The sequence below is a fragment of the Flavobacterium succinicans genome (assembly GCF_001662485.1).
GTDB lineage: Bacteria > Bacteroidota > Bacteroidia > Flavobacteriales > Flavobacteriaceae > Flavobacterium > Flavobacterium succinicans_A.
The window spans coordinates 55,648-75,546 of the sequence record NZ_JMTM01000017.1; the positions used below are offsets into that span (position 1 = coordinate 55,648).

The 19,899-nt window shown below is 35.2% G+C and carries 18 protein-coding genes; 6 read left to right on the plus strand and 12 right to left on the minus strand.

Annotated elements, in window-relative coordinates:
* Positions 1–8: 8 nt before the first annotated feature.
* A complete protein-coding gene (gene lpxK, locus FLB_RS02320; protein ID WP_064714356.1) occupies positions 9–1,034 on the plus strand; it encodes a tetraacyldisaccharide 4'-kinase in 1,026 nt (341 codons plus the stop codon).
* Positions 1,006–1,818 carry a purine-nucleoside phosphorylase gene (locus FLB_RS02325; RefSeq protein ID WP_064714357.1) on the plus strand — a complete coding sequence of 271 codons (813 nt, stop codon included), beginning with the start codon at positions 1,006–1,008 and terminating at the stop codon, positions 1,816–1,818. Before lpxK ends, FLB_RS02325 begins: the two co-directional genes overlap by 29 nt.
* On the opposite strand, the gene FLB_RS02330 is transcribed toward FLB_RS02325, so the two are convergent.
* The 12 genes from FLB_RS02330 to recF form a co-directional block, all read right to left on the minus strand.
* Entirely contained in the window at positions 1,815–4,001 is a 2,187-nt protein-coding gene (locus FLB_RS02330; RefSeq protein ID WP_231891034.1) for an ATP-binding protein, read from the minus strand. The genes FLB_RS02325 and FLB_RS02330 overlap by 4 nt on opposite strands.
* Positions 3,998–5,005: a type I glyceraldehyde-3-phosphate dehydrogenase gene (gene gap, locus FLB_RS02335; RefSeq protein ID WP_064714358.1), complete on the minus strand. Its 1,008-nt coding sequence runs from the start codon at positions 5,003–5,005 to the stop codon at positions 3,998–4,000. The genes FLB_RS02330 and gap overlap by 4 nt, the downstream gene beginning before the upstream one ends.
* A gap of 42 nt (positions 5,006–5,047) precedes the next feature.
* Entirely contained in the window at positions 5,048–5,917 is an 870-nt protein-coding gene (gene lipA / locus FLB_RS02340) for a lipoyl synthase (RefSeq protein ID WP_064714359.1), read from the minus strand.
* Between the two features lie 123 nt (positions 5,918–6,040).
* Entirely contained in the window at positions 6,041–6,862 is an 822-nt protein-coding gene (locus FLB_RS02345; protein ID WP_064714360.1) for an energy transducer TonB, read from the minus strand.
* Between the two features lie 198 nt (positions 6,863–7,060).
* Positions 7,061–7,612 (minus strand): RNA polymerase sigma factor, encoded by a 552-nt coding sequence (locus FLB_RS02350; protein ID WP_064714361.1) that lies wholly within the window; start codon positions 7,610–7,612, stop codon positions 7,061–7,063.
* The gene (locus tag FLB_RS02355; RefSeq protein WP_064714362.1) at positions 7,603–8,709 is read right to left on the minus strand and encodes a glycosyltransferase; all 1,107 of its coding nucleotides are present in this window, start codon (positions 8,707–8,709) and stop codon (positions 7,603–7,605) included. The genes FLB_RS02350 and FLB_RS02355 overlap by 10 nt, the downstream gene beginning before the upstream one ends.
* 73 nt (positions 8,710–8,782) lie before the next feature.
* The gene (locus FLB_RS02360) at positions 8,783–9,397 is read right to left on the minus strand and encodes an FMN-binding negative transcriptional regulator (RefSeq protein ID WP_064714363.1); all 615 of its coding nucleotides are present in this window, start codon (positions 9,395–9,397) and stop codon (positions 8,783–8,785) included.
* Positions 9,398–9,548: 151 nt separating this feature from the next.
* Entirely contained in the window at positions 9,549–10,562 is a 1,014-nt protein-coding gene (gene murB / locus FLB_RS02365; protein ID WP_064714364.1) for a UDP-N-acetylmuramate dehydrogenase, read from the minus strand.
* Between the two features lie 31 nt (positions 10,563–10,593).
* Positions 10,594–11,265, minus strand: a complete 672-nt coding sequence (locus tag FLB_RS02370) for a DUF2461 domain-containing protein (protein WP_064714365.1) — start codon at positions 11,263–11,265, stop codon at positions 10,594–10,596.
* 3 nt (positions 11,266–11,268) lie between these two features.
* The gene (locus FLB_RS02375) at positions 11,269–11,967 is read right to left on the minus strand and encodes a thioredoxin domain-containing protein (protein ID WP_064714366.1); all 699 of its coding nucleotides are present in this window, start codon (positions 11,965–11,967) and stop codon (positions 11,269–11,271) included.
* A 28-nt stretch (positions 11,968–11,995) separates the two neighbouring features.
* Positions 11,996–14,125, minus strand: a complete 2,130-nt coding sequence (locus FLB_RS02380) for a hybrid sensor histidine kinase/response regulator (protein ID WP_082923197.1) — start codon at positions 14,123–14,125, stop codon at positions 11,996–11,998.
* Positions 14,126–14,134: 9 nt separating this feature from the next.
* Positions 14,135–15,214 carry a DNA replication/repair protein RecF gene (gene recF, locus FLB_RS02385; protein ID WP_064714368.1) on the minus strand — a complete coding sequence of 360 codons (1,080 nt, stop codon included), beginning with the start codon at positions 15,212–15,214 and terminating at the stop codon, positions 14,135–14,137.
* A 201-nt stretch (positions 15,215–15,415) separates the two neighbouring features.
* Here recF and FLB_RS02390 point away from each other — a divergent pair, with 201 nt between their 5' ends.
* The 4 genes from FLB_RS02390 (at position 15,416) to FLB_RS02405 (ending at position 19,881) form a co-directional block, all read left to right on the plus strand.
* The gene (locus FLB_RS02390) at positions 15,416–16,189 is read left to right on the plus strand and encodes a tetratricopeptide repeat protein (RefSeq protein WP_064714369.1); all 774 of its coding nucleotides are present in this window, start codon (positions 15,416–15,418) and stop codon (positions 16,187–16,189) included.
* A 319-nt stretch (positions 16,190–16,508) separates the two neighbouring features.
* Positions 16,509–17,081 carry a 6,7-dimethyl-8-ribityllumazine synthase gene (ribH, locus tag FLB_RS02395; protein WP_064714370.1) on the plus strand — a complete coding sequence of 191 codons (573 nt, stop codon included), beginning with the start codon at positions 16,509–16,511 and terminating at the stop codon, positions 17,079–17,081.
* Between the two features lie 179 nt (positions 17,082–17,260).
* A complete protein-coding gene (mutL, locus tag FLB_RS02400; protein ID WP_064714371.1) occupies positions 17,261–19,126 on the plus strand; it encodes a DNA mismatch repair endonuclease MutL in 1,866 nt (621 codons plus the stop codon).
* Positions 19,123–19,881, plus strand: a complete 759-nt coding sequence (locus FLB_RS02405; protein ID WP_082923198.1) for a rhomboid family intramembrane serine protease — start codon at positions 19,123–19,125, stop codon at positions 19,879–19,881. The genes mutL and FLB_RS02405 overlap by 4 nt, the downstream gene beginning before the upstream one ends.
* Positions 19,882–19,899: the final 18 nt, after the last annotated feature.

Below are 19,899 nucleotides of genomic sequence, written 5' to 3' on the forward strand. Positions count from 1 at the left end.
TTCGTAGCATGAAATTACTCCGAAATTTACTCTTTCCTTTTGCTGTTATATATGGCGTTATAACGACTATCCGTAATTTTCTTTTTGATGTTGGATTTTTAAAATCGTATGCATTTCCAATACCCATTATTGCGGTAGGAAACTTAAGCGTTGGCGGAACGGGCAAAACCCCGCAAATTGAATATTTGATTCGTTTACTTTCAGGTAAATATCGCGTGGCGACTTTGAGTCGAGGGTACAAAAGACAATCCGAAGGGTTTCTGCTAGCTGATGCATCGGTTAATGCAGCTATTTTGGGAGATGAACCGTTTCAGTTTTTTCAAAAGTTTCCTGCTATTCAAGTGGCTGTAGATGCCAATAGAAAAAACGGTATCGAACAATTGTTGTCCCAAAAGAGTACTCCTGAAATTATTTTATTAGATGACGCTTATCAACACCGCAAAGTAAAAGCAGGTTTTTATATGCTATTGACCGCTTACGGAGATTTATATGCCAATGATTTTCTATTGCCTACAGGAAATTTAAGAGAAAGTCGCAGTGGTGCTCAAAGAGCTGCGATTGTGGTGGTTACGAAATGCCCGAAGAACCTGTCTATGGCAGAACAAATAAGTGTTAAAAGCCGATTAAAGCTAGCCGATAATCAGCAATTATATTTTACTTTTGTCGACTATGAAGATTCGATTTATGCTAAAGATTCAAAGATAGAAATAATCGATTTAGGAAATGAATCAAAGTTGCTTTTGGCAGGAATTGCAAAACCAGAACCTTTTTTTGAGTACCTAAAAAAAGAAAATGATATTTGTTTAACATTTCCAGATCATCACAATTTTAGCGAAAGCGAAATTATAGCCATTCAAAAGCAAGCCAAGGGTAGAAAAATTATTACTACCGAAAAAGATTATGTTCGATTGAAAGATTCTATTCTTTTCGAGCAATTGTATTATTTACCAATTCGAAGTTCTTTTATTAATAATGAAAAAGAATTCGATCAAACAATTTTAAATTATGTGGGAACAAGTTCAAGAAACCGTTAGTTTTATTCAAAATAAAATCAATTTCACACCCGAGTATGGTGTGATTTTAGGATCGGGATTAGGAAGTTTTACAGAAGAAATGGAAATAGTATATACTTTGCCGTATAATGAGATTCCAAATTTTCCAGTATCAACGGTTCAAGGTCATAAAGGTGCCTTGGTTTTTGGAACTATTGGTGACAAAAAAGTTGTAGCGATGCAAGGGCGCTTCCATTTTTATGAAGGCTATTCTATGAAAGAAGTGACTTTTCCTGTTCGAGTAATGAAGTATTTAGGGATGACCAAATTGATTGTTTCTAACGCCTCGGGTGGAGTCAATTCTGACTATCAAGTTGGATCGATAGTGGTGTTGAAAGACCATATCAATTTCTTGCCAGAACATCCTTTGCGTGGCAAGAATGACGAACGTTTTGGGCCTCGTTTTGTCAATATGAGCGAACCTTATAGTAGAAAAATGATTGCTCATGCGTCCGCTTTGGCAGTAGATTTAGGGATCAGTATTAATCTTGGAATTTATTTAGGATTGCAAGGGCCTACTTTTGAAACTTTGGCAGAATATAAAATGGTCAAAATACTTGGCGCTGATTGTGTTGGAATGTCTACTGTGCCTGAGGTTATCGTAGCTCGTCATATGGATGTAGAAACTTTTGGGATTTCGGTCATTACAGACATGGGTGATGCAGCTAGTATAGATACTATTTCGCATGATGAAGTGCTCGAGGCAGCCAAAGGTGCAGAGCCTAAAGTGAGACAGTTAATTCGTGAGCTTGTTTTAACGTATTAGTTAGCAATATATTTAGAAATAATAGTATAAAATTCTTCAGGAATGAATGGTTTCGTGATGACATCATTCATTCCGTAAGAAAGCAGCATTTCTCTGTTTTCATCCAATGATATTGCGGTCAAGGCTATGATTGGTGTTTTTATATCGAAAGTTCTAATTTGTTTGGTCGCTTCTGTGCCATTAATGCCAGGCAAATGGACGTCCATTAGTACTAAGTCATAATCGTGATTGTGCATCAGTTTTACTGCGCTTTCTCCATTATCGATGATTAGACACACAATGCCTTTGTTTTCAAGCATTTTTTTGGTGATCATTTGGTTGATTTTATTGTCTTCTACCAATAATATTTTTTTGCTTTTGAAATGCTCTTCGTCATAATTTACTATTTTATCACAAGATTTTTCAAGGCTTTCTGCGATTTTAAAAGGTAAGGTGAATGAGAACGTAGAGCCTTTTCCTTCTTCGCTGACAAGTTTTATTTTTCCTCCCAAGACTTTGACTAATTTTTTTACAATGGTTAAGCCTAGTCCGGTTCCACCATATTTTCTGTTAATTTCTACAGAGCCTTGTGTGAAATTTTCAAAAACCAGTTCGAACTTTTCTTTGGGGATGCCAATTCCGGTATCGATGATTTGAAAATTAATTTTGACAACTTCTTCTTCCTTTGATTTAAACAATTTGGCTACAATAGTAACTTTTCCGTCTCGGGTAAATTTCAAAGCATTATTGATTAAATTCAAGAAAACTTGGGAGAGTTTTGTTGGGTCTCCGATGAGATAATTCGGGATGTTGTCATCAAATTCTAAGTTGAATTCATTATTATTGGTCAATGCAAATTTATTGAGCGAACTTTGAATGTTTTCAAGTAATTCTTTTAGGTGAAAAGGAATGCTTTCTAATTCAATTTTATTGGATTCAATTTTATTAATTTCAAGGATCTCATTAATAAAAGTGGCTAAATGATTACCTGAAAATTGTAGTGAGGTCAAATAATTTAGTTGTGATTTTTTGGGATTTTCTTCTAATAATAAATGGGTTATTCCGTTGATTGCATTGAGCGGCGTGCGCAATTCATGACTCACTGTCGAGAGAAATTCAGCTCTGGCTTTAGAGGCTTTTTCAGCATTATTTTTGGCAATAATTAATTCTTGATTTTTTTCTTTTAATAGTTTATTACTTTCATTTCTTATGATGTTGTTTTTGTATAAGGACAAACTCAAAAGTGACAAAATCGTGATTAAAGCAATAGCTAAAATGTTGATTAATTTGGAGTATTTATTGGTTTCTTTCGTTTGTTGTTGTTCTTTTTTTTCCTTTAAAATGGCTTTGTATTCTTCATCATGTTTGAGTTTCTTTAAATTCTCTTGGTTTTGTTTTGAGCTTATAATTTCGGCTAACTGTATTCTTAGCAAATGATGCTCTTCAAGATAAGCATAAGCTTGGTCAAAATTCCGCATTCCTTTATAGCATTTACTAAGTTGCAGTAAAATATCTCCTTTACTTTTTAGGTTTTGGGTAATTTTATTTAACTCCAATGCTTTTTCTAAAAAATCACGAGCTATAGTATAGTTTTTGCTTTGCAAGGCAATGATTCCCTTATAGAAGTATGCTTCTTCTTTGCTGCTTTTTTCAGTAGCAGTGTCTTTATTTGCAAGAAGTCGATCAAAGTTAATTGAAGCAATTTCGGATTGATTGTTGCTGAAGTATAATTTTGCTTTTTTTAAAAGCAACGGGTTAACCTTATTTATAAGGTCAGGTGTAATGGTTAATCGGTCTGCTTTCGCAAAAGAAAGAGAGGCTTCGTTCCATTCTTTTTTTTCAATTTCACAATAGCCTACAAAATAGATGGCTTTTAATTTATCGAAATCAACGGGGTTTTTGGTATTCAATTGAAAGCTTTGTTCAAAATAATTTTGAGCTTCATTGAATTTTTTCAAATCAAAATACAGCTTGCCAAGCACAAAATTTCTTTCGATTTGCGCTTCAATGTTTTTGGTGGTTTGACTGTATTTTAGAGCTTTATTCGCAAAATGAATGGCTTTTTCGTAATTGTAAATTTTGAAGTTGTATTGTGATAAATTATGATAAATAGAAATACTATCGATGATTTGTGTAGTCGAAGCATATAGCATAGTGCTACTGACTAATAATACAATCCAAAAGTATCTTATTTGTTGCTTCATTTTTTGTATTCCTGTTTTGTGTGTAAAATCAAATCAATAATTCTAGAGGAATAGCCTATTTCATTGTCGTACCACCCAACAACCTTTACCATTTTATCTATAACAGAAGTAAGCTGGCCGTCAAAAAGACAAGAGTGTGTGTTGCCAATTATGTCTACAGAAACAATAGGATCTTCGGTGTAATCCAGTATTCCTTTTAACTCATTATGAGCAGCATTTTTAAAGGCTTTGTTGATTTCTTCAATGGTAACGGCTCTTTTTACGTTAAAAGTAATATCAGTCAGTGAGCCATCAGGGACGGGTACGCGTATACCGCAGCCTCCAATTTTGCCTTCTAATTTAGGGAAAATTTTTGTGAGTGCTTTGGCGGCTCCTGTTGTGGTTGGAACAATGGATTGACTTGCGCCACGTGCTCTTCTAAGGTCTTTATGAGGTTGATCGTGTAAGCTTTGATCTGTTGTATACGAATGTATTGTGGTGATATAAGCTTGCTCGATGCCACACAATTCATCTATGATTTGAATCATGGGCGCTGCGTTATTGGTGGTACAACTCGCATTAGAGATTATAATTTCAGTGCCATCGAGTATGTTCTCGTTTACACCCAAAACTACTGTTTTTATATTTTCCACTTCGGCTGGGGCGGACAGAATTACTTTCTTGGCTCCTGCTATAATGTGGGCATTAATTTCTTCGAAAGTTTTGAATTTACCTGTAGATTCGATTACATAGTCAATGTTGTGTTTTTTCCAATCTAGGTTGGCTATGTTTTTTTCATTGAAAAACAAGTAATGCTTGTCGGCTACGATTAAACTAGTAGTATCATGACTTACTTTTTCAGGTAAGATTCCATGAATACTGTCGTATTTTATTAAGTGCGCCATCGTCGCTACATCAGCAATGTCGTTTATAGCGACAACTTCGATGGTTGGATGATTGACTAAAAGACGAAATAAATTACGTCCAATCCGTCCAAAACCATTAATTGCAATTCTTGTTTTCAATGTATTGATATGTTTCTGCGGTCCTTTTTTTTTTGGATCCTTTTATAAAATGTGTTTTTGTGCTTTGTATGAAGAGCGAACAAGTGGTCCGCTTTCTACATGTCTGAAGCCAAGTTCTAAGGCATAGGCTTCGTATTTTGCAAATTGTTCTGGTGTGATGAATTCTTTTACAGGAAGGTGCTTTTTACTAGGTTGCAAGTACTGTCCAATAGTAACAACATCAACATTAGCATTGCGCAAATCTCTAAGTGTTTGAAAAACTTCTTCTTCTTGCTCCCCGAGTCCTAACATGATTCCGGATTTGGTTCTGTTGATGCCTTTTTCTTTTAAATAACGCAAGACTTCTAAGCTTCGGTCGTATTTGGCTTGAATTCGAACTTCGCGAGTTAGTCTTCTTACGGTTTCTACATTGTGTGAAACCACTTCGGGATTAGCTTCAATGATGCGGTCAATATTTCTTTCTATGCCTTGAAAATCTGGAATTAGCGTTTCTAAAGTAGTGTTTGGGTTCATTCTTCGAATCGCTTTTACCGTTTCGTTCCAAATAATTGATCCGCCATCTTTTACATCATCTCTGTCTACACTTGTGATTACTGCATGTTTGATGTTCATGATTTTTATTGATCGCGCTACTTTTTCTGGTTCGTCCCAGTCAATGGTTTCTGGTCTACCTGTTTTGACGCCACAAAAACCACATGAGCGAGTGCAAATATTTCCTAAAATCATAAACGTTGCGGTTCCTTCGCCCCAACATTCTCCCATGTTTGGGCAGCTTCCTGATGTGCAAATGGTGTTTAGGCTATATTTGTCTACTAATCCTCGTAGTTCGGTATATTTTTGTCCAATAGGTAATTTTACTTTTAACCATTTTGGTTTGCCTATTGGTAATGTATTATCTGTTGTAGTTTCCATATCTTCATTTTTCAGAGTCACAAAGATAGGGCAAAGTTGTTTTGAAAAAAAGAAGTTAACCCATCAGTTTTTTGACTAGAATCATAAAAAAAAAAGCAGAACATTTAGCTCTGCTTTTGGTGATTATTCTGATTTGATGACTATGGGCAGGGTGTAAGCTGTTCGCATGGGCTTGCCATTTAATATGCCAGGAGTCCATTTTGTTTTTAATGATTTTAATACTCTAATGGCTTCTTGTCCTAATCCATATCCAGGATCTTTTAAGACGCGAATATCAGTCATACTTCCGTCTTTTTCAATGACAAAAGCTATGGATACACGGATGGTTTCTAATCCTTCGATGTCTGGTTTTGAAAAATTATTCCCAACGTAATTGTAGAATTTTTTCATTCCGCCGGGAAATTCTGGAGATTTGTCTAGCATGGCGGTGTTTACAATGCTATTATTGGGTACTTCTACTTCGGGAGTTGTGCCTTGTATTGCAGTAGTTACCGTTCCAGTTGTAGCGTCTCCTGTGCCAGAAGTTGAAGCGCTAGATTGTGAGAATTCATTGTTTTTAGGAACCTCTGGAGTAGCTGCTTGAGCATTAACAATCTGAGGATTGGTCATTTTTTGTGTGGTTACCACGTTTTCTACAGGATTTTTTACCGTTGGGAGTGCTGTTTTTTTAACAGGTTCTTCAGGTGTTAGCGGAATGATTTCGTCTAAATCTATTGGTCGAAATATAGTTTCTGGGATTTCAGGCACAGCGATGGTATTTGGGCTTAGCTTGTTAATGACCAATGCAATGCTGATGATAGTGATAATTAATACAACTCCAAGAAAAAATGCAGATACTGTGTTTTTTGTACTTTCTTGTCGTAATTGATAGGCTCCATAATTTTTGTTTTTGTCTTCAAAAACAAGATCAATCCAGCGGTTTTCGTAAATACTTAATTTTGACATGGTGTATAGTTTTAGAGGTTAGGTAACTATAGAATCATAAGCAGTATTTTTATATTTAACAACGGCTACAAGTGTTTTGTTATTGTGTTAAATGGTAGAAATTATTTCAAGTATTTAACTTTTTAAAGATGTAATGTGTGGTAAAGTGTTGTTTTTATTGTGAAAATCAAAAAAAAGAAGTTTGGCTTCTTGATGAAATTAGCGTTTTTGTTGGATAATTTCGGCTAGTAACTTTTTAGCTCTCAGAAGTTTGATTTTTACATTACTGATGGGTTCATCAATTTTGGTGGCAATTTCTTGATAACTTAATTCTTGAAAATAGCGTAATTGTATGACTTCTTGATAATGCGGTTTTAATTCTTTGATGAATTGCAACAATCGAGATAAATTTTGTTCCGTAATCAATTCATCTTCCGCTGATGGAGTTGTGTCGGCAATGTTTTGTGCTTGACGGTCTTGTTCTTCGGTGATTTCTACAAAAAGATTTGATTTTTTCTTGCGCAATAAGTCAATATGAACATTTTTTGCAATGGCAATGAGCCAAGTATTGAATTGAAATTCGCTGTTGTAGGTGCTAATTTTATCGAATGCTTTAGAGAAAGTTTCGATAGTGATGTCTTCCGCATCGGTTTCGTTTTCGGTTCTTTTGAGCATAAAGCCGTAAACTTCATTCCAGTAATGATCTAGAATGAAAGTAAAGGCGATTTGATCTCCTTTTTTAGCTTTTTCAATTTTTTTGTTTATTTCCAATGTACAGGTTTTGAAAAAATATTGGTAATAAAGATATTGATTTGCATTAATAAAAGCCAGATTTCAAGTAAAGGATACCAATAGATGATGTCTTTTTCTTTTAACTTTTTGGCGCCTATTCCAAAACTTATCCAAGTAAAAAGATAGCGAAATGCGATTAAACTCCCAACGATAATCCACTGGTATTGATAAGCCAATAAAATTACGCCCACTACTAAGAATAATAATTGAGTGCAATAAAATATTCCCAATTGAATTTGGTCACTTAGTTTGTAATGCTCTGCTGTGGCAATATGTCTTCTTTTTTGGTTGAACCACTCCTTGTATGTTTTTTTAGGTTCAGAATACGTAAAGCTTTCTGGTGTGATGGCAATAGTAGTATTCTCAGAATTCGCTGCTTGATTGATAAATAAATCATCGTCGCCAGAGCGTACTTGTATGTGGTCAATAAATCCGTTTACGTCAAAAAAAACTTCTTTTTTGTAGGCTAAATTGCGGCCAACACCCATGTATGGCTTTCCTATTTTGGCCCAAGAAAAATATTGAATAGCTGTTAAAACCGTTTCATATCTAATGATTTTATTCAAAAATGAATTGGCGATTTTAGTATAACCTCCATAGCCTAACACAATTTTTTTGTCTCGGTCAAAATGAGCGGACATATTGGTAATCCAGTCTTTGGTAAGTGGGAAGCAATCTGCATCGGTGAATAACAAATGCTCATGCTTTGCGGCTTTAATCCCTAAGGTTAATGCGTATTTTTTATTGCCCCAAAAGGCTTCGTTATTTTTTACTTTTACTAATCGAATGTTTGGGTATTGTTGTTCAAAGGCTTCGAAAACCTCTAATGTTTCGTCGCTCGAGGCATCGTCAATTAGCACTAATTCAAAGGTAGGGTAGTCTTGTTGCGCAAGAATTGGAATGTATTGTTTAACGTTTTCTTCTTCGTTTTTGGCACAAACAATAACCGAAATAGGGAGGTTTTTAGCCTTAATTGCTTCGGGTTTTGCAAAAGAAAATTTTCTAAAAACGCCAATATAATAAACGAATTGAATTAGAATAAGGACGATAAAAAAGTAGAGTAGATATAAAAACATTGTGCTAATTGGTTTCTGATAAAATGGCTGCAAAGTTAATTATCAATTGTAAACTTTCCATGCAAACGGTGATTTACTTTCTTAATTTTTTCATTTCTTCTGCAACGGCAATAGCTGAAGGAGATTGTGTTTTTTCTAATTCTTGAATTATGTTTTTGTAATTGTGGTCGTCCCGATTTTGTGACATTTTTTGTGTCGCTTCAATTTGAGTGATTTCGATTTCAAAACCAATTACGCCCTTGGCTTGTCGCATCGTAGCTTTGGATAATTCGCTAACTTTTACTGGACAAGCTGAGGTTTGTTCGTATTTGTCTACCAATTTTGTTAGAGAATCAATTACAGCTTCTCCGTGAATGATTTTCACTTTTCCGTATACGTGAACGGCGGTGTAATTCCAAGTGGGGACGTTTTCGTGGTCGTACCAAGAAGACGAAATGTAAGCGTGCGGCCCCGTAAAAACAGCTAAAACTTCGGTGTTATCTTCAAAAGCGATGCCTTGAGGGTTTTCTTTGGAAAGATGACCGTGCAAAATTTCTTTACCTTCGCTATTATAATCCAATTCCATTGGGATATGGGTAGCCCACAATTTTCCGTTGGTTTGATTGATGAGTATGCCAAAAGCGTTTTCTTTAAGAAAACTACGAATCTGAGCTGGATTTTCGAGTTGATAAATATCGGGTGTGTACATTGATTTTTTACGTTTTTTGGATGATTGCAAAAATGCCTTTTGTGGCTCGCTAGCCCCGATTGCAGCGAAAATCCTTTTGTGCCGGGGTTCGGCACAAAAGATTGTAGCGGAAAGTGGGAACCTTGTTTCTGAAAAGCCTATTGTTTTGCTCCTAAATGATATTCACCTCGGCCTCGATGTGGATGCCAAAGGTGTTGAAAATAGTTTCTTGGATGTTTTTGGAGACTGCCACGATTTCTTGCCCCGTTGCGTTGCCATAATTGACCAGCACTAGCGCTTGATTTTTATGAATTCCGGCGTCACCAAAGCGTTTGCCTTTGAAGCCCGCTTGCTCGATAAGCCAACCTGCAGGCACTTTGACCTCGGTAGGAGAGACCTCGAAGAAGCGCATTTCGGGGAATTTTTTATGAATGCTTTCGAAATCGGCTTTTGGAAGTATTGGGTTTTTGAAGAAGCTACCACTATTGCCTAATTCTTTTGGGTCGGGTAATTTGCTTTGTCGGATGGCGATTACGGCGTTGCTCACGTCTTTTAGCGTGGGTTGTGTAATGCCTTTTTTTGCTAATTCTCCGGTAATATCGCCGTAAGAGATGTTGATGTGGTGATTTCTTTTGGTTAATTTGAAAATCACGCTGGTGATTACGAATTGGCCTTTGACTTCGTTTTTGAAAATGCTTTCGCGGTATCCAAAATGGCAATCGGCATTGGTGAAATTTTTGATTTCTTGAGTGGCTATGTGCATCGCTTGGCACGAAACAAAAGTATCCTTGATTTCGGTGCCATAAGCGCCAATGTTTTGAACGGGAGTGGTGCCTACATTTCCGGGAATGAGCGACATATTTTCCAATCCACCAAAATCTTGCTCGATGGTCCAAAGCACGAACTCGTGCCAGTTTTCGCCAGCTTGGGCTTCGACCCAAACAAAATTGTCATTGGCATCGATTATCTTTTTTCCTTTCAAATCGATGTGGATGACCAAGGCGTCAACGTCTTGGGTTAACAGCATATTGCTGCCTCCTCCTAAAATGAATTTTTTTTCGTTGGGATGTGTTGCAAGTACTTCTTGCAATTCTTCTGGAGAGTGAACGGCAACGAATTGTTTGGCTTTGGCTTCAATGCCAAAGGTGTTGTATTTTTTTAATGAAAAATTTTCGAGGATTTCCATAAGGATAATTATTTTGTCTGTTGCAAACAGGTTATTCTATTTCTAAGGCTCTGTTGAGGAATTCGTTTAGCGGTCGCAAAGCAATCATTTTTTGGACCATTAACGGAATGAAATCTTTGTGTGTCAAAAGTTCAGGCTTGAAGTTTTCTGTGGCGGTATAGCTTTTTAACTTTAAAAACTCAATCGCCGGATTGTCTTTTTCGTAGCCTCTTGGCGGATTTTTTAACGTTGAATTTTCGTCACGATTCAGTGCTTTGTAATTAGATACGAAATCTTTGTCGCTAGTTATAGCTACCAAATCGTCATAAAAAAAGTTGATTTCTTTTCTAATTTTCTGAATTTGTTCGGGTTGCGGACAATACATTCCGCCGCCAACAAAAGGATTTTCGGCATCGATTTGTAAATAATATCCAGCCGCTTCAGCATTTTTGGCACCAGTAGAAAGCCAAATGCCCAAATGGGTTTTATATGGTGATTTATCTTTTGAAAAACGAATATCGCGATTGATTCTGAATACACAGTTTTTTACTTCTAAAAGTTCTAAAGCTGGATCTAAAGGCTTCATACTATCCAGGAAATCAGCGGTTAATTGATAGTATTCTTTTTTTACCACTTCGTATCGTTTTTTGTTGTCTAAAAACCACTCTCTGTTGTTGTTGGTTTTTAAATCTTTCAAGAATTGTATCGTGCTTTCCGAAACCATAACTTATAGTATTTGTTTTTTCAAATCTTCTTCGCTTACAAAACCGTTACTTTTCCATTTTAGGTTTTTGTTTTCATATAAAAGTAGGGTTGGAAGTTCTTCTACTTTTAATTCTTTCATAATCGTTTTGTTTTCATCGGCGTTCAAACGAACAATAACCACTTTGTCGTTATTTTCTTTTTGCATTTTTAAAATGTACGGTTCCATTTTTTTGCAAGGCGCACACCAAGGCGCGAAGAAATTGATTAGTACTTTTTTGTCTGAGTTCAAAAGTGCTTCAAATTGTTGTTTGTTGATTCCGATACGTTTCTCGCTTGGTTTTGAAAGTCCAGCTGCTTCCCATTTTAGAATGCCGCCTTTTAGGTCATAAATGGTTGTAAATCCCATTTCTGCTAATTTTTCGGCAGCTTTTTGACTACGACTTCCTGCTTTGCAGTACACAAAAACCGGTTTTGTTTTGTCTAATGTTGTAGCATTTGTGGCAAAATCAGCATTGAGCCAATTTATATTTTGGGCATTTTCTATATGGTCGCCTGCAAATTCTTGAGGCGTTCTTACGTCAAGTATTTGTGCATTTGGGATATTTTTTATTTTTTCTGCAAAAGCTGGGGCTTCTAGTAATTCTATATTCTTTGAGGTTTGTGCTTGGCACGAGCTAAGGATTATACACAGGTAAATAAAAGTTATAAAAAAGGGCTTCATTTTTTTTAATTTTTTAAGGTAAATAAAATTACGGTTTATTTTGTAGTTGGTTATATAGTTTTTGATAAAGTTCCTCTTTATTAATTGGTTTTATTAGAATTTCATCAAAGCCAAAGCTATTTATCTCTACAGTATCAAGATAGGTGTCTCCAGATAAAGCAATTATTGGTTTGTTTTTGTTCTGATTTGTTAATGCTTTAATCTCTTTTGCTAAATCTATACCGGAGTAATCAAAAATCTGAATGTCAGTCAATATTAGGTCTACAATGTTATGTTTTAGGTATTCTTTTGCTTCTGGTCCTCTGCCAAAAGTTACAATTTCAAAGCCTATATTGGTCATTAATTTTTTTACAATTTGAATAATTACAGGGTCGTCATCAACAATTACTGCTTTAATAGTGCTGTTTTTGGTTTGATTTTTCAATTTTGTCTCAAATGTTTCTTGATTTTCGTTTGGTTTATCAAGAAAGAGAGTAAATGAAATTTCTGTTCCAATTCCTATTTTACTTTTGATATCAATATTTCCATTGTATAAGTCGACAATACTCTTGCAAAGATTGAGTCCTAGTCCCGCGCCATAGCTCATTTGTTTTTGATGACTTTTACTTTGGTAAAACTTATTAAATACTTTTTTCAAGTCCTCTTCTGGAATTCCGATCCCTGTGTCTATGACTGAAACATCAAGTTGGTAGTTATTTATTTGTTTGTTCAAATCAACATTTACGGTTATTGTTCCTTTGTTGGTGAACTTTATTGCATTGATGATAGTGTTGTAAAAAAGCTGATGAATTTTAATATTATCTGCCCAAACAAGCGTGTCGACATTCTTGTTGATATTACTAACAATTGTGATGTTTTTAGTTTCAGAAATGGTTTGTAGTGTATCCAATAACGGGATTATTTCTTTTTTTAAATTCACGTTAGTATTGAATAATTTAAGTTTAGCGTTTTCGTTTTTTAAGAAATCTAAAATCTGATTTACAGTATTTTGTAGTGAATTTGAGGTGAAATAAAGTGAATTAATATCCTTTGTTAACTCGGCATTTGAGTTTTGATTTTTAATTTTTTCAGAGTATTTCGAAATGATGTTCAATGGAGCTCTCATTTCATGTGATAACATTCCGATGAGTTGGTTTTTTAAATCAAGATTTTTCTCTGCAGTAGCTTTTGCTTTTTCCAATTTGCTTTCATTTATATAGGTATAAATGGTGTAAAGAATCAAAATTACTGTTGCACCACTCATTAAAATAAGTAGATAAAAAATACTTTTTTTATGCCTAATATTTTCGTTACTATAGTCTTGTATCGCTTGATTAAATTTATTTCGGCTAGCTTCTTGAGCCGATTTTGAATAGGCTAGTATAAGTTTTTGGCTTTTATTTTGAATGTTTTTATTGATGAGTAATAATTCTTGGTCTTTGTTTTTTAATGAATTGTAAGTGGCTTTTATTCTGTTAAAATTGTTTAAATAGTATTTCTCCGTAAGTACAAAAGTATTTCGGAGTTGATCTTCAAATGTGCCTGATTTTTCCTTGTTATTAAAAACCATTTTTATAATGGATTGCACTTCTTGTTTGTCCACATCGGACTTTCCTTTTAGTGCGTTTCCAATTCTTCCAAAAAAAGATTTTTTCTTGGTTTCTGTTACTTTTCTGATGGTGTCATAAGTGATTGAGCTTAAGATTTTTTCGTAATTGAATTTTTTTATGGATAAATCTGGGTTGATATTACTTTTATCTTTATCATATTTCTGATTGATGAGTGTTTCTAATTGATTCTTCAGAGAGACCACTTCTAATTCAATTTGTTTTTTATTGTTTATGACAACCGAAAAATCTTTGTTAGTTTTATTTAAATAGTTTAAACTATCCAAATACACCGTCATGCTATCCAATGAGAGTTGGTATTTTTTCAAAGAAATAGGTTTGTGATATTGTATGTATTCATTAAAATGGTTTCCCGCTTCAAGATAATTTTTTGTAGCTAGGTTTGAAAAAACCAAAGATTTATTAGGTTTTAATAAAGAATAGGCGTTTTGATTGATGTTGTCTTGTAAATAGTTGTCAGAACTCCATATTTTGTAAATAAAAAACTGTGTCAAAAGTGTTAATAGAAAAAGAAGAAGTAAGCCTAATTTTTTTATTGTAATGTTATTCATATGTTTTAATTATAGTTTAATTACTGAATAGCTTTGGTAGGTGGATTGAATAATCGCTTCGGTCCGCTCAGGATGCGTGTCCGAAATAAAGAGTTGTCCAAATGAATCGTCTTTAACCATTTCAACAATTTTAGCTACCCGAAATTCATCCAATTTGTCAAAAATATCATCAAAAAGTAAGATAGGTTTTACACCGCTTTGTTGTTTTAAAAAATCAAATTGGGCGAGTTTAAGTGCAATCAAAAATGATTTTTGTTGCCCTTGAGAACCAAATTTTTTGATAGGAAACGAATCAATTTCAAACGATAAATCGTCTTTGTGAATACCAACGCTGGTGTATTGCAAGGCTCGGTCTTTGGCTAAATTTTCATTTAGTAAGTTCAAAAGAGAGTTCTCATAAAGATGGCTCTCGTAAACCAATTGTACTTTCTCTGCATTTCCAGTAATCGCTTGATGGTGTTTGTTGAAGATTGGCAAAAAAGCAGCAATAAACGCTTTTCTTTTTTCGAAAAGCAACGAAGCAAAACCATCCAATTGCTCGTTGTAAATAGATAATGTATCGTTGTCAAAAACATGATTCAAAGCAAAATATTTCAACAAAGCATTGCGTTGATTGATGGTTTTTTGATATTGAATTAATTGTTGCAAGTAATTCGCGTCCAATTGCGAAATCACGCTGTCCATAAATTTTCTTCGGGTTTCACTTCCTTCAATAATAAGGTCGCGATCGGCGGGCGAAATAATTACTAACGGAATGAAACCAATATGTTCTGAGAATTTATCGTAAGCTTTGCCATTTCTTTTTAAGATTTTTTTTTGTCCTTTTTTGATGCTGCAAACGATTTGCTCTGTGCGATCATTTTTTTCAAATAAGGCATCAATTACAAAAAAATCCTCGCCATGTTTGATGTTCTGAACAGCCAGCGGATTGAAATAACTTTTGCCGTAAGCCAAATGATAGATAGCATCAAGGACGTTTGTTTTCCCAATTCCATTTTTGCCAACAAAGCAATTAATCTTGTGATCAAACTCAAAATCAGCTTCGGCAAAATTTTTATAATTGAATAAAGAAATTTTTTTTAGATACATGGGTTAAGTGTCTCGTTTTTTGGCATAAATTTCCATTATGAGGGCGAGTTTTTGAGGGTGCAAATTTATCTAAAATTATTGAGATAAAACGCTTTTCGATAATTGAAACAATAAAATGTAAGATACTGAATATAAAATTCATTTTTTTTGTGTGGGTTTCAATAAAAATTTTATTTTTGCGGCACACTAAATTAATTTTAAATGGCTACTTACAGTAAACGAGGATATAAAACACCAAAAGAGAAAGAAGTTAAAGAACCTATCGAAGAAGTTCAAGTTAATGAAAAAGACAGTGCTACTGCAGAAGTTTTCTCTAAGTTAGATGAAACGGCTTCAAAAACAGAAGATTTTGTAGCTAAAAATCAAAAAATCATTATTGGTATCGTAGCAGGTATTGCTTTGATAACTGTAGGATATTTAGCCTATCAAAAATTTATTGCTACTCCAAAACAAGAAGAAGCTGCCAACGAAATGTTCGTAGCGCAACAAAATTTCCAAAAGGCAACCGATGGTATAGCTAGTGACTCTTTATACAAACTAGCGTTGAACGGTTCTGAAGGTAAATTCGGATTTATCAAAATCGCTGACGAATATTCAGGGACAGATGCAGGAAACTTAGCCAATTACTATGCAGGTATGGCTTACCTAAATACAGGAAAATATGCTGAGGCAATTTCTTATTTAGAGAAATTCAAATCAGAAGATATTCTTTTGAGTGCGTTGGCCAAAGGGGCAATTGGTGATGCTTATGCACAAACCAACAAGCCACAAGAAGCACTTGATTTTTATGTAAAAGCTGCCGAAACCAACAAAAATGATTTCACTACGCCACGTTTCTTGATGAAGGCTGGTAAAACAGCTTTAAGCTTAGGCAAAAAAGAAGAAGCTTTGAAATATTTTACAGATATCAAAGAAAATTATGACGCCACTCCAGAAGCCGCTTCTGTAGATGGTTTGATAGGACTAGCGCAATAAAAAGCACTGTTTTTCAAAATAAATTGAGGTTAGAAACCAAAGGAATTCGAATTAATTTTTGAATACTTTCATTTCTAACCTCTTTTTTTATACCTATATTTACTACTGCTTTTTAGGAGCAGCAACAATAGGCTTTTCAGGCAAAATCGTCCCGCTGTCCTTCCTATCTTTTGTTTGTAGGTGGCCGTTGAAGAACTGCCAGCTACAAACAAAAGGATATTCCCTCCCATCGGGGCTAGGAGTAATGTGTTTGCTTTTTTGGCTACATTCTTAAAAGGCAACAAAAAGAACAAGAGTTTAATTTAAATACAATAATACAATGGCAACCGTAAACAAAAATTTATCGGATTATAATAAAAACGAAGTTCCAGATGCCAAAGATTTCCGTTTCGGAATTGTGGTTGCAGAATGGAATGAGAATATAACAGAAGGGCTTTTCAATGGCGCTTACCAAGCCTTGATAGAAAACCAAGTACCTGCTCAACACATTATCCGTTGGAATGTTCCAGGAAGTTTTGAGCTGATTTATGGAGCCAAAAAAATGCTACAAACCCAAAACGTAGATGCGGTTATCGTGGTTGGATGCGTTATTCAAGGTGAAACCAAACATTTCGATTTTGTTTGCGAAGGCGTTACCCAAGGTATCAAAGACCTAAACGTACAAACCGATATTCCTGTAATTTTTTGCGTACTAACCGATAATACGATGCAACAATCTATAGACAGAAGCGGAGGAATACACGGAAACAAAGGTACCGAAGCTGCCATTGCAGCTATAAAAATGGCATACATTCGTCATCAAGCTACGCTAACACACCAATTTCAGCATCAAAATCTTTTAGGAGCAGGCGCTTTACAAATCGAAGACAAGCCGCTACAACTTGAAGAATAGAAGGCTAATTTCTTATTTTTACAACCTATACTTCTCATTTTCAAGTATAGGTTTTTTGTTTTTTTTATGAGTATCTTGCTAGCAAAACCCAATAGTTTTTGCTTAAATTTGTCCTTCTTATGTCTTTTGATTTTAAATCCAAAATCAAAAAAAATTAATCTCTAAATCTATTTTTTTTAATGTCGAGTATTATTCAATTGCTTCCGGATCATGTCGCTAACCAAATTGCTGCTGGAGAGGTAGTACAACGACCTGCATCTGTTGTCAAAGAATTGTTAGAAAATGCCGTAGATGCCAAAGCCACTGACATTAAATTGATTATAAAAGATGCAGGAAAATCACTCGTGCAAGTCATAGATAATGGCGTTGGAATGAGCGTGACAGATGCACGTTTGTGTTTTGAACGACACGCCACTTCCAAAATCCGTTTGGCTGAAGATTTATTTTCATTAAACACCAAAGGGTTTCGTGGAGAGGCTTTGGCTTCTATCGCTGCGATTGCCCACGTAGAAATGAAAACCAAGCAAGATCAAGACGAATTGGGTACTCACATTATCATCGAAGGGAGCAAGTTTGTTTCCCAAGAAGTCGCTGTTTTGCCTAAAGGAACTTCTTTTGCCGTAAAAAATCTTTTCTTTAATATACCAGCCCGTCGTAATTTCCTTAAGTCAGATACTGTTGAATTTCGCCACGTAGTCGATGAGTTTCAACGGGTGGTTATGGCGCATCCAAAAATTCATTTCACTTTTTATCACAACGGAAATGAAATGTTCAATTTGCCTCCGGCCACTTTACGTCAACGTATAGTTGGAATATTTGCTGGCAAAACCAATGAAAAATTAGTGCCCGTTAGCGAAGAAACGGAGATAGTGAGCATTCAAGGATTTGTAAGCAAACCCGAATTTGCAAAAAAGAGTAGGGGAGAGCAGTTTTTCTTTGTCAATGACCGATTCATAAAAAGTGGCTATTTGCACCACGCAGTGATGGCGGCTTTTGATGGTATTTTGAAAGATGGTCTGCAACCCAGTTACTTTTTGTACCTCACCGTTGAACCCAATACGATTGATATCAATATTCATCCTACAAAAACTGAAATTAAATTTGACGATGAACACGCTTTGTATGCTATTCTAAGAGCTTCAATCAAGCACAGTCTTGGGCAATTTAATGTAGCTCCTGTATTGGATTTTGATAGAGACGCCAATTTGGATACGCCTTATCATTATAAAGATTTGGAAGGTTCTTTTCCTACGATTGAGGTTGATGGTAATTTTAACCCTTTCGCTGAATCGACTCCAACACCTCAAAAATCCTATTCAAGTTATAAGAAACCTGAAGCTACGGCAAGTTGGGAAAGTTTGTATGTTGGACTAGAGCCAGAGATAGAACGTGACCCAGAACCCGAGCAATTTTCTAGTATGGCTTTTGAAACAGATGCGATTTCTTCCTCATTGTTTTCGGAGAATGAAGTCGAGCAGGCTGTGCAAAAAACGTATCAAATACATAAAAAATATATTGTTTCGCCTATAAAGTCAGGAATGGTGATTGTAGATCAACAGCGCGCTCATCAAAGAGTGTTGTACGAGCAATTTTTGGCCAATATGACCATGCATCAAGCAGCTAGTCAGCAATTGTTGTTTCCGTTGAATTTATTCTTTTCTACCGATGAAATGGCATTGATTCAGGAACTGCAAGGCACATTGACCGCTACAGGTTTTGTATTTGATACTTCGGCTACAGATCATGTGGTGATTTCGGGTATTCCAGTTACAATTTCAGAAAGTGAAGTAGCCTTGGTGATCGAACAATTATTAGCCGATTTACACGATGGGATTCCAGAAAACAGTTTTAGTCAAAGCGATACCATAGCCAAATCAATGGCAAAAAGTTTAGCAGTAAAAACCGGAACGTATTTAACCGAAAAAGAACAAGAAAATCTTGTAAATGGTCTTTTTGCTTGCAAAGAGCCCAATATTTCTCCTTTTAATAAACCGACTTTCATCACCATGCGTGTGGAAGATTTAGATAAAAAATTTGCTGTATGATGAATATCACTCCAACCGTTAAGCAATTGTTGATTATTAACGTGCTGTTTTATATTGGCTCCATGATAGTGGGTGAACCAGCCTACCATTTGTTGTCCATGTACTATTTTGATAATCCCGATTTTCATGTGTGGCAAATTTTCACGCATATGTTTATGCATGCGCCATTGCCCAATATAATGCACATCTTGTTTAATATGTTTGCGTTGTATTCTTTTGGTTCGGCTTTAGAGCATTTTTGGGGTGGCAAAAAGTTTTTGTTTTTTTACATTTCATGTGGATTAGGTGCGGCACTTTTACATACAGGGGTCAATTATTATTTCTTTGAAAATGGATTGAATACTTTAATTTCAAATGGATTTTCTAAAACCGAAATTTTACAAGTGTTGAGCGAAGGTAAAATGGACACAAGATGGCAAGAATTGCTCACTGTAACCGAGTTTAATGAATTTATAGGTGCCTATTTAGGTACTGTGGTTGGAGCCTCAGGAGCCATTTACGGACTCTTGGTTGCCTTTGCTTTTATGTTTCCTAATGCAGAATTAGCTTTGATGTTTATCCCAATTCCAATCAAAGCAAAATACTTTGTGCCAGGATTATTATTAATCGATTTATATTCTGGCGTTTCTGGAGGCTCGATTTTTGGAGGTTCTTCAGGAATTGCACACTTTGCACACTTAGGCGGTGCATTAATTGGTTTCTTGATGATGTGGTATTGGAAAAAAAATCAATTCAATAACAATCGTTGGAATTAAAAAAGCGAGTTCTTTTTT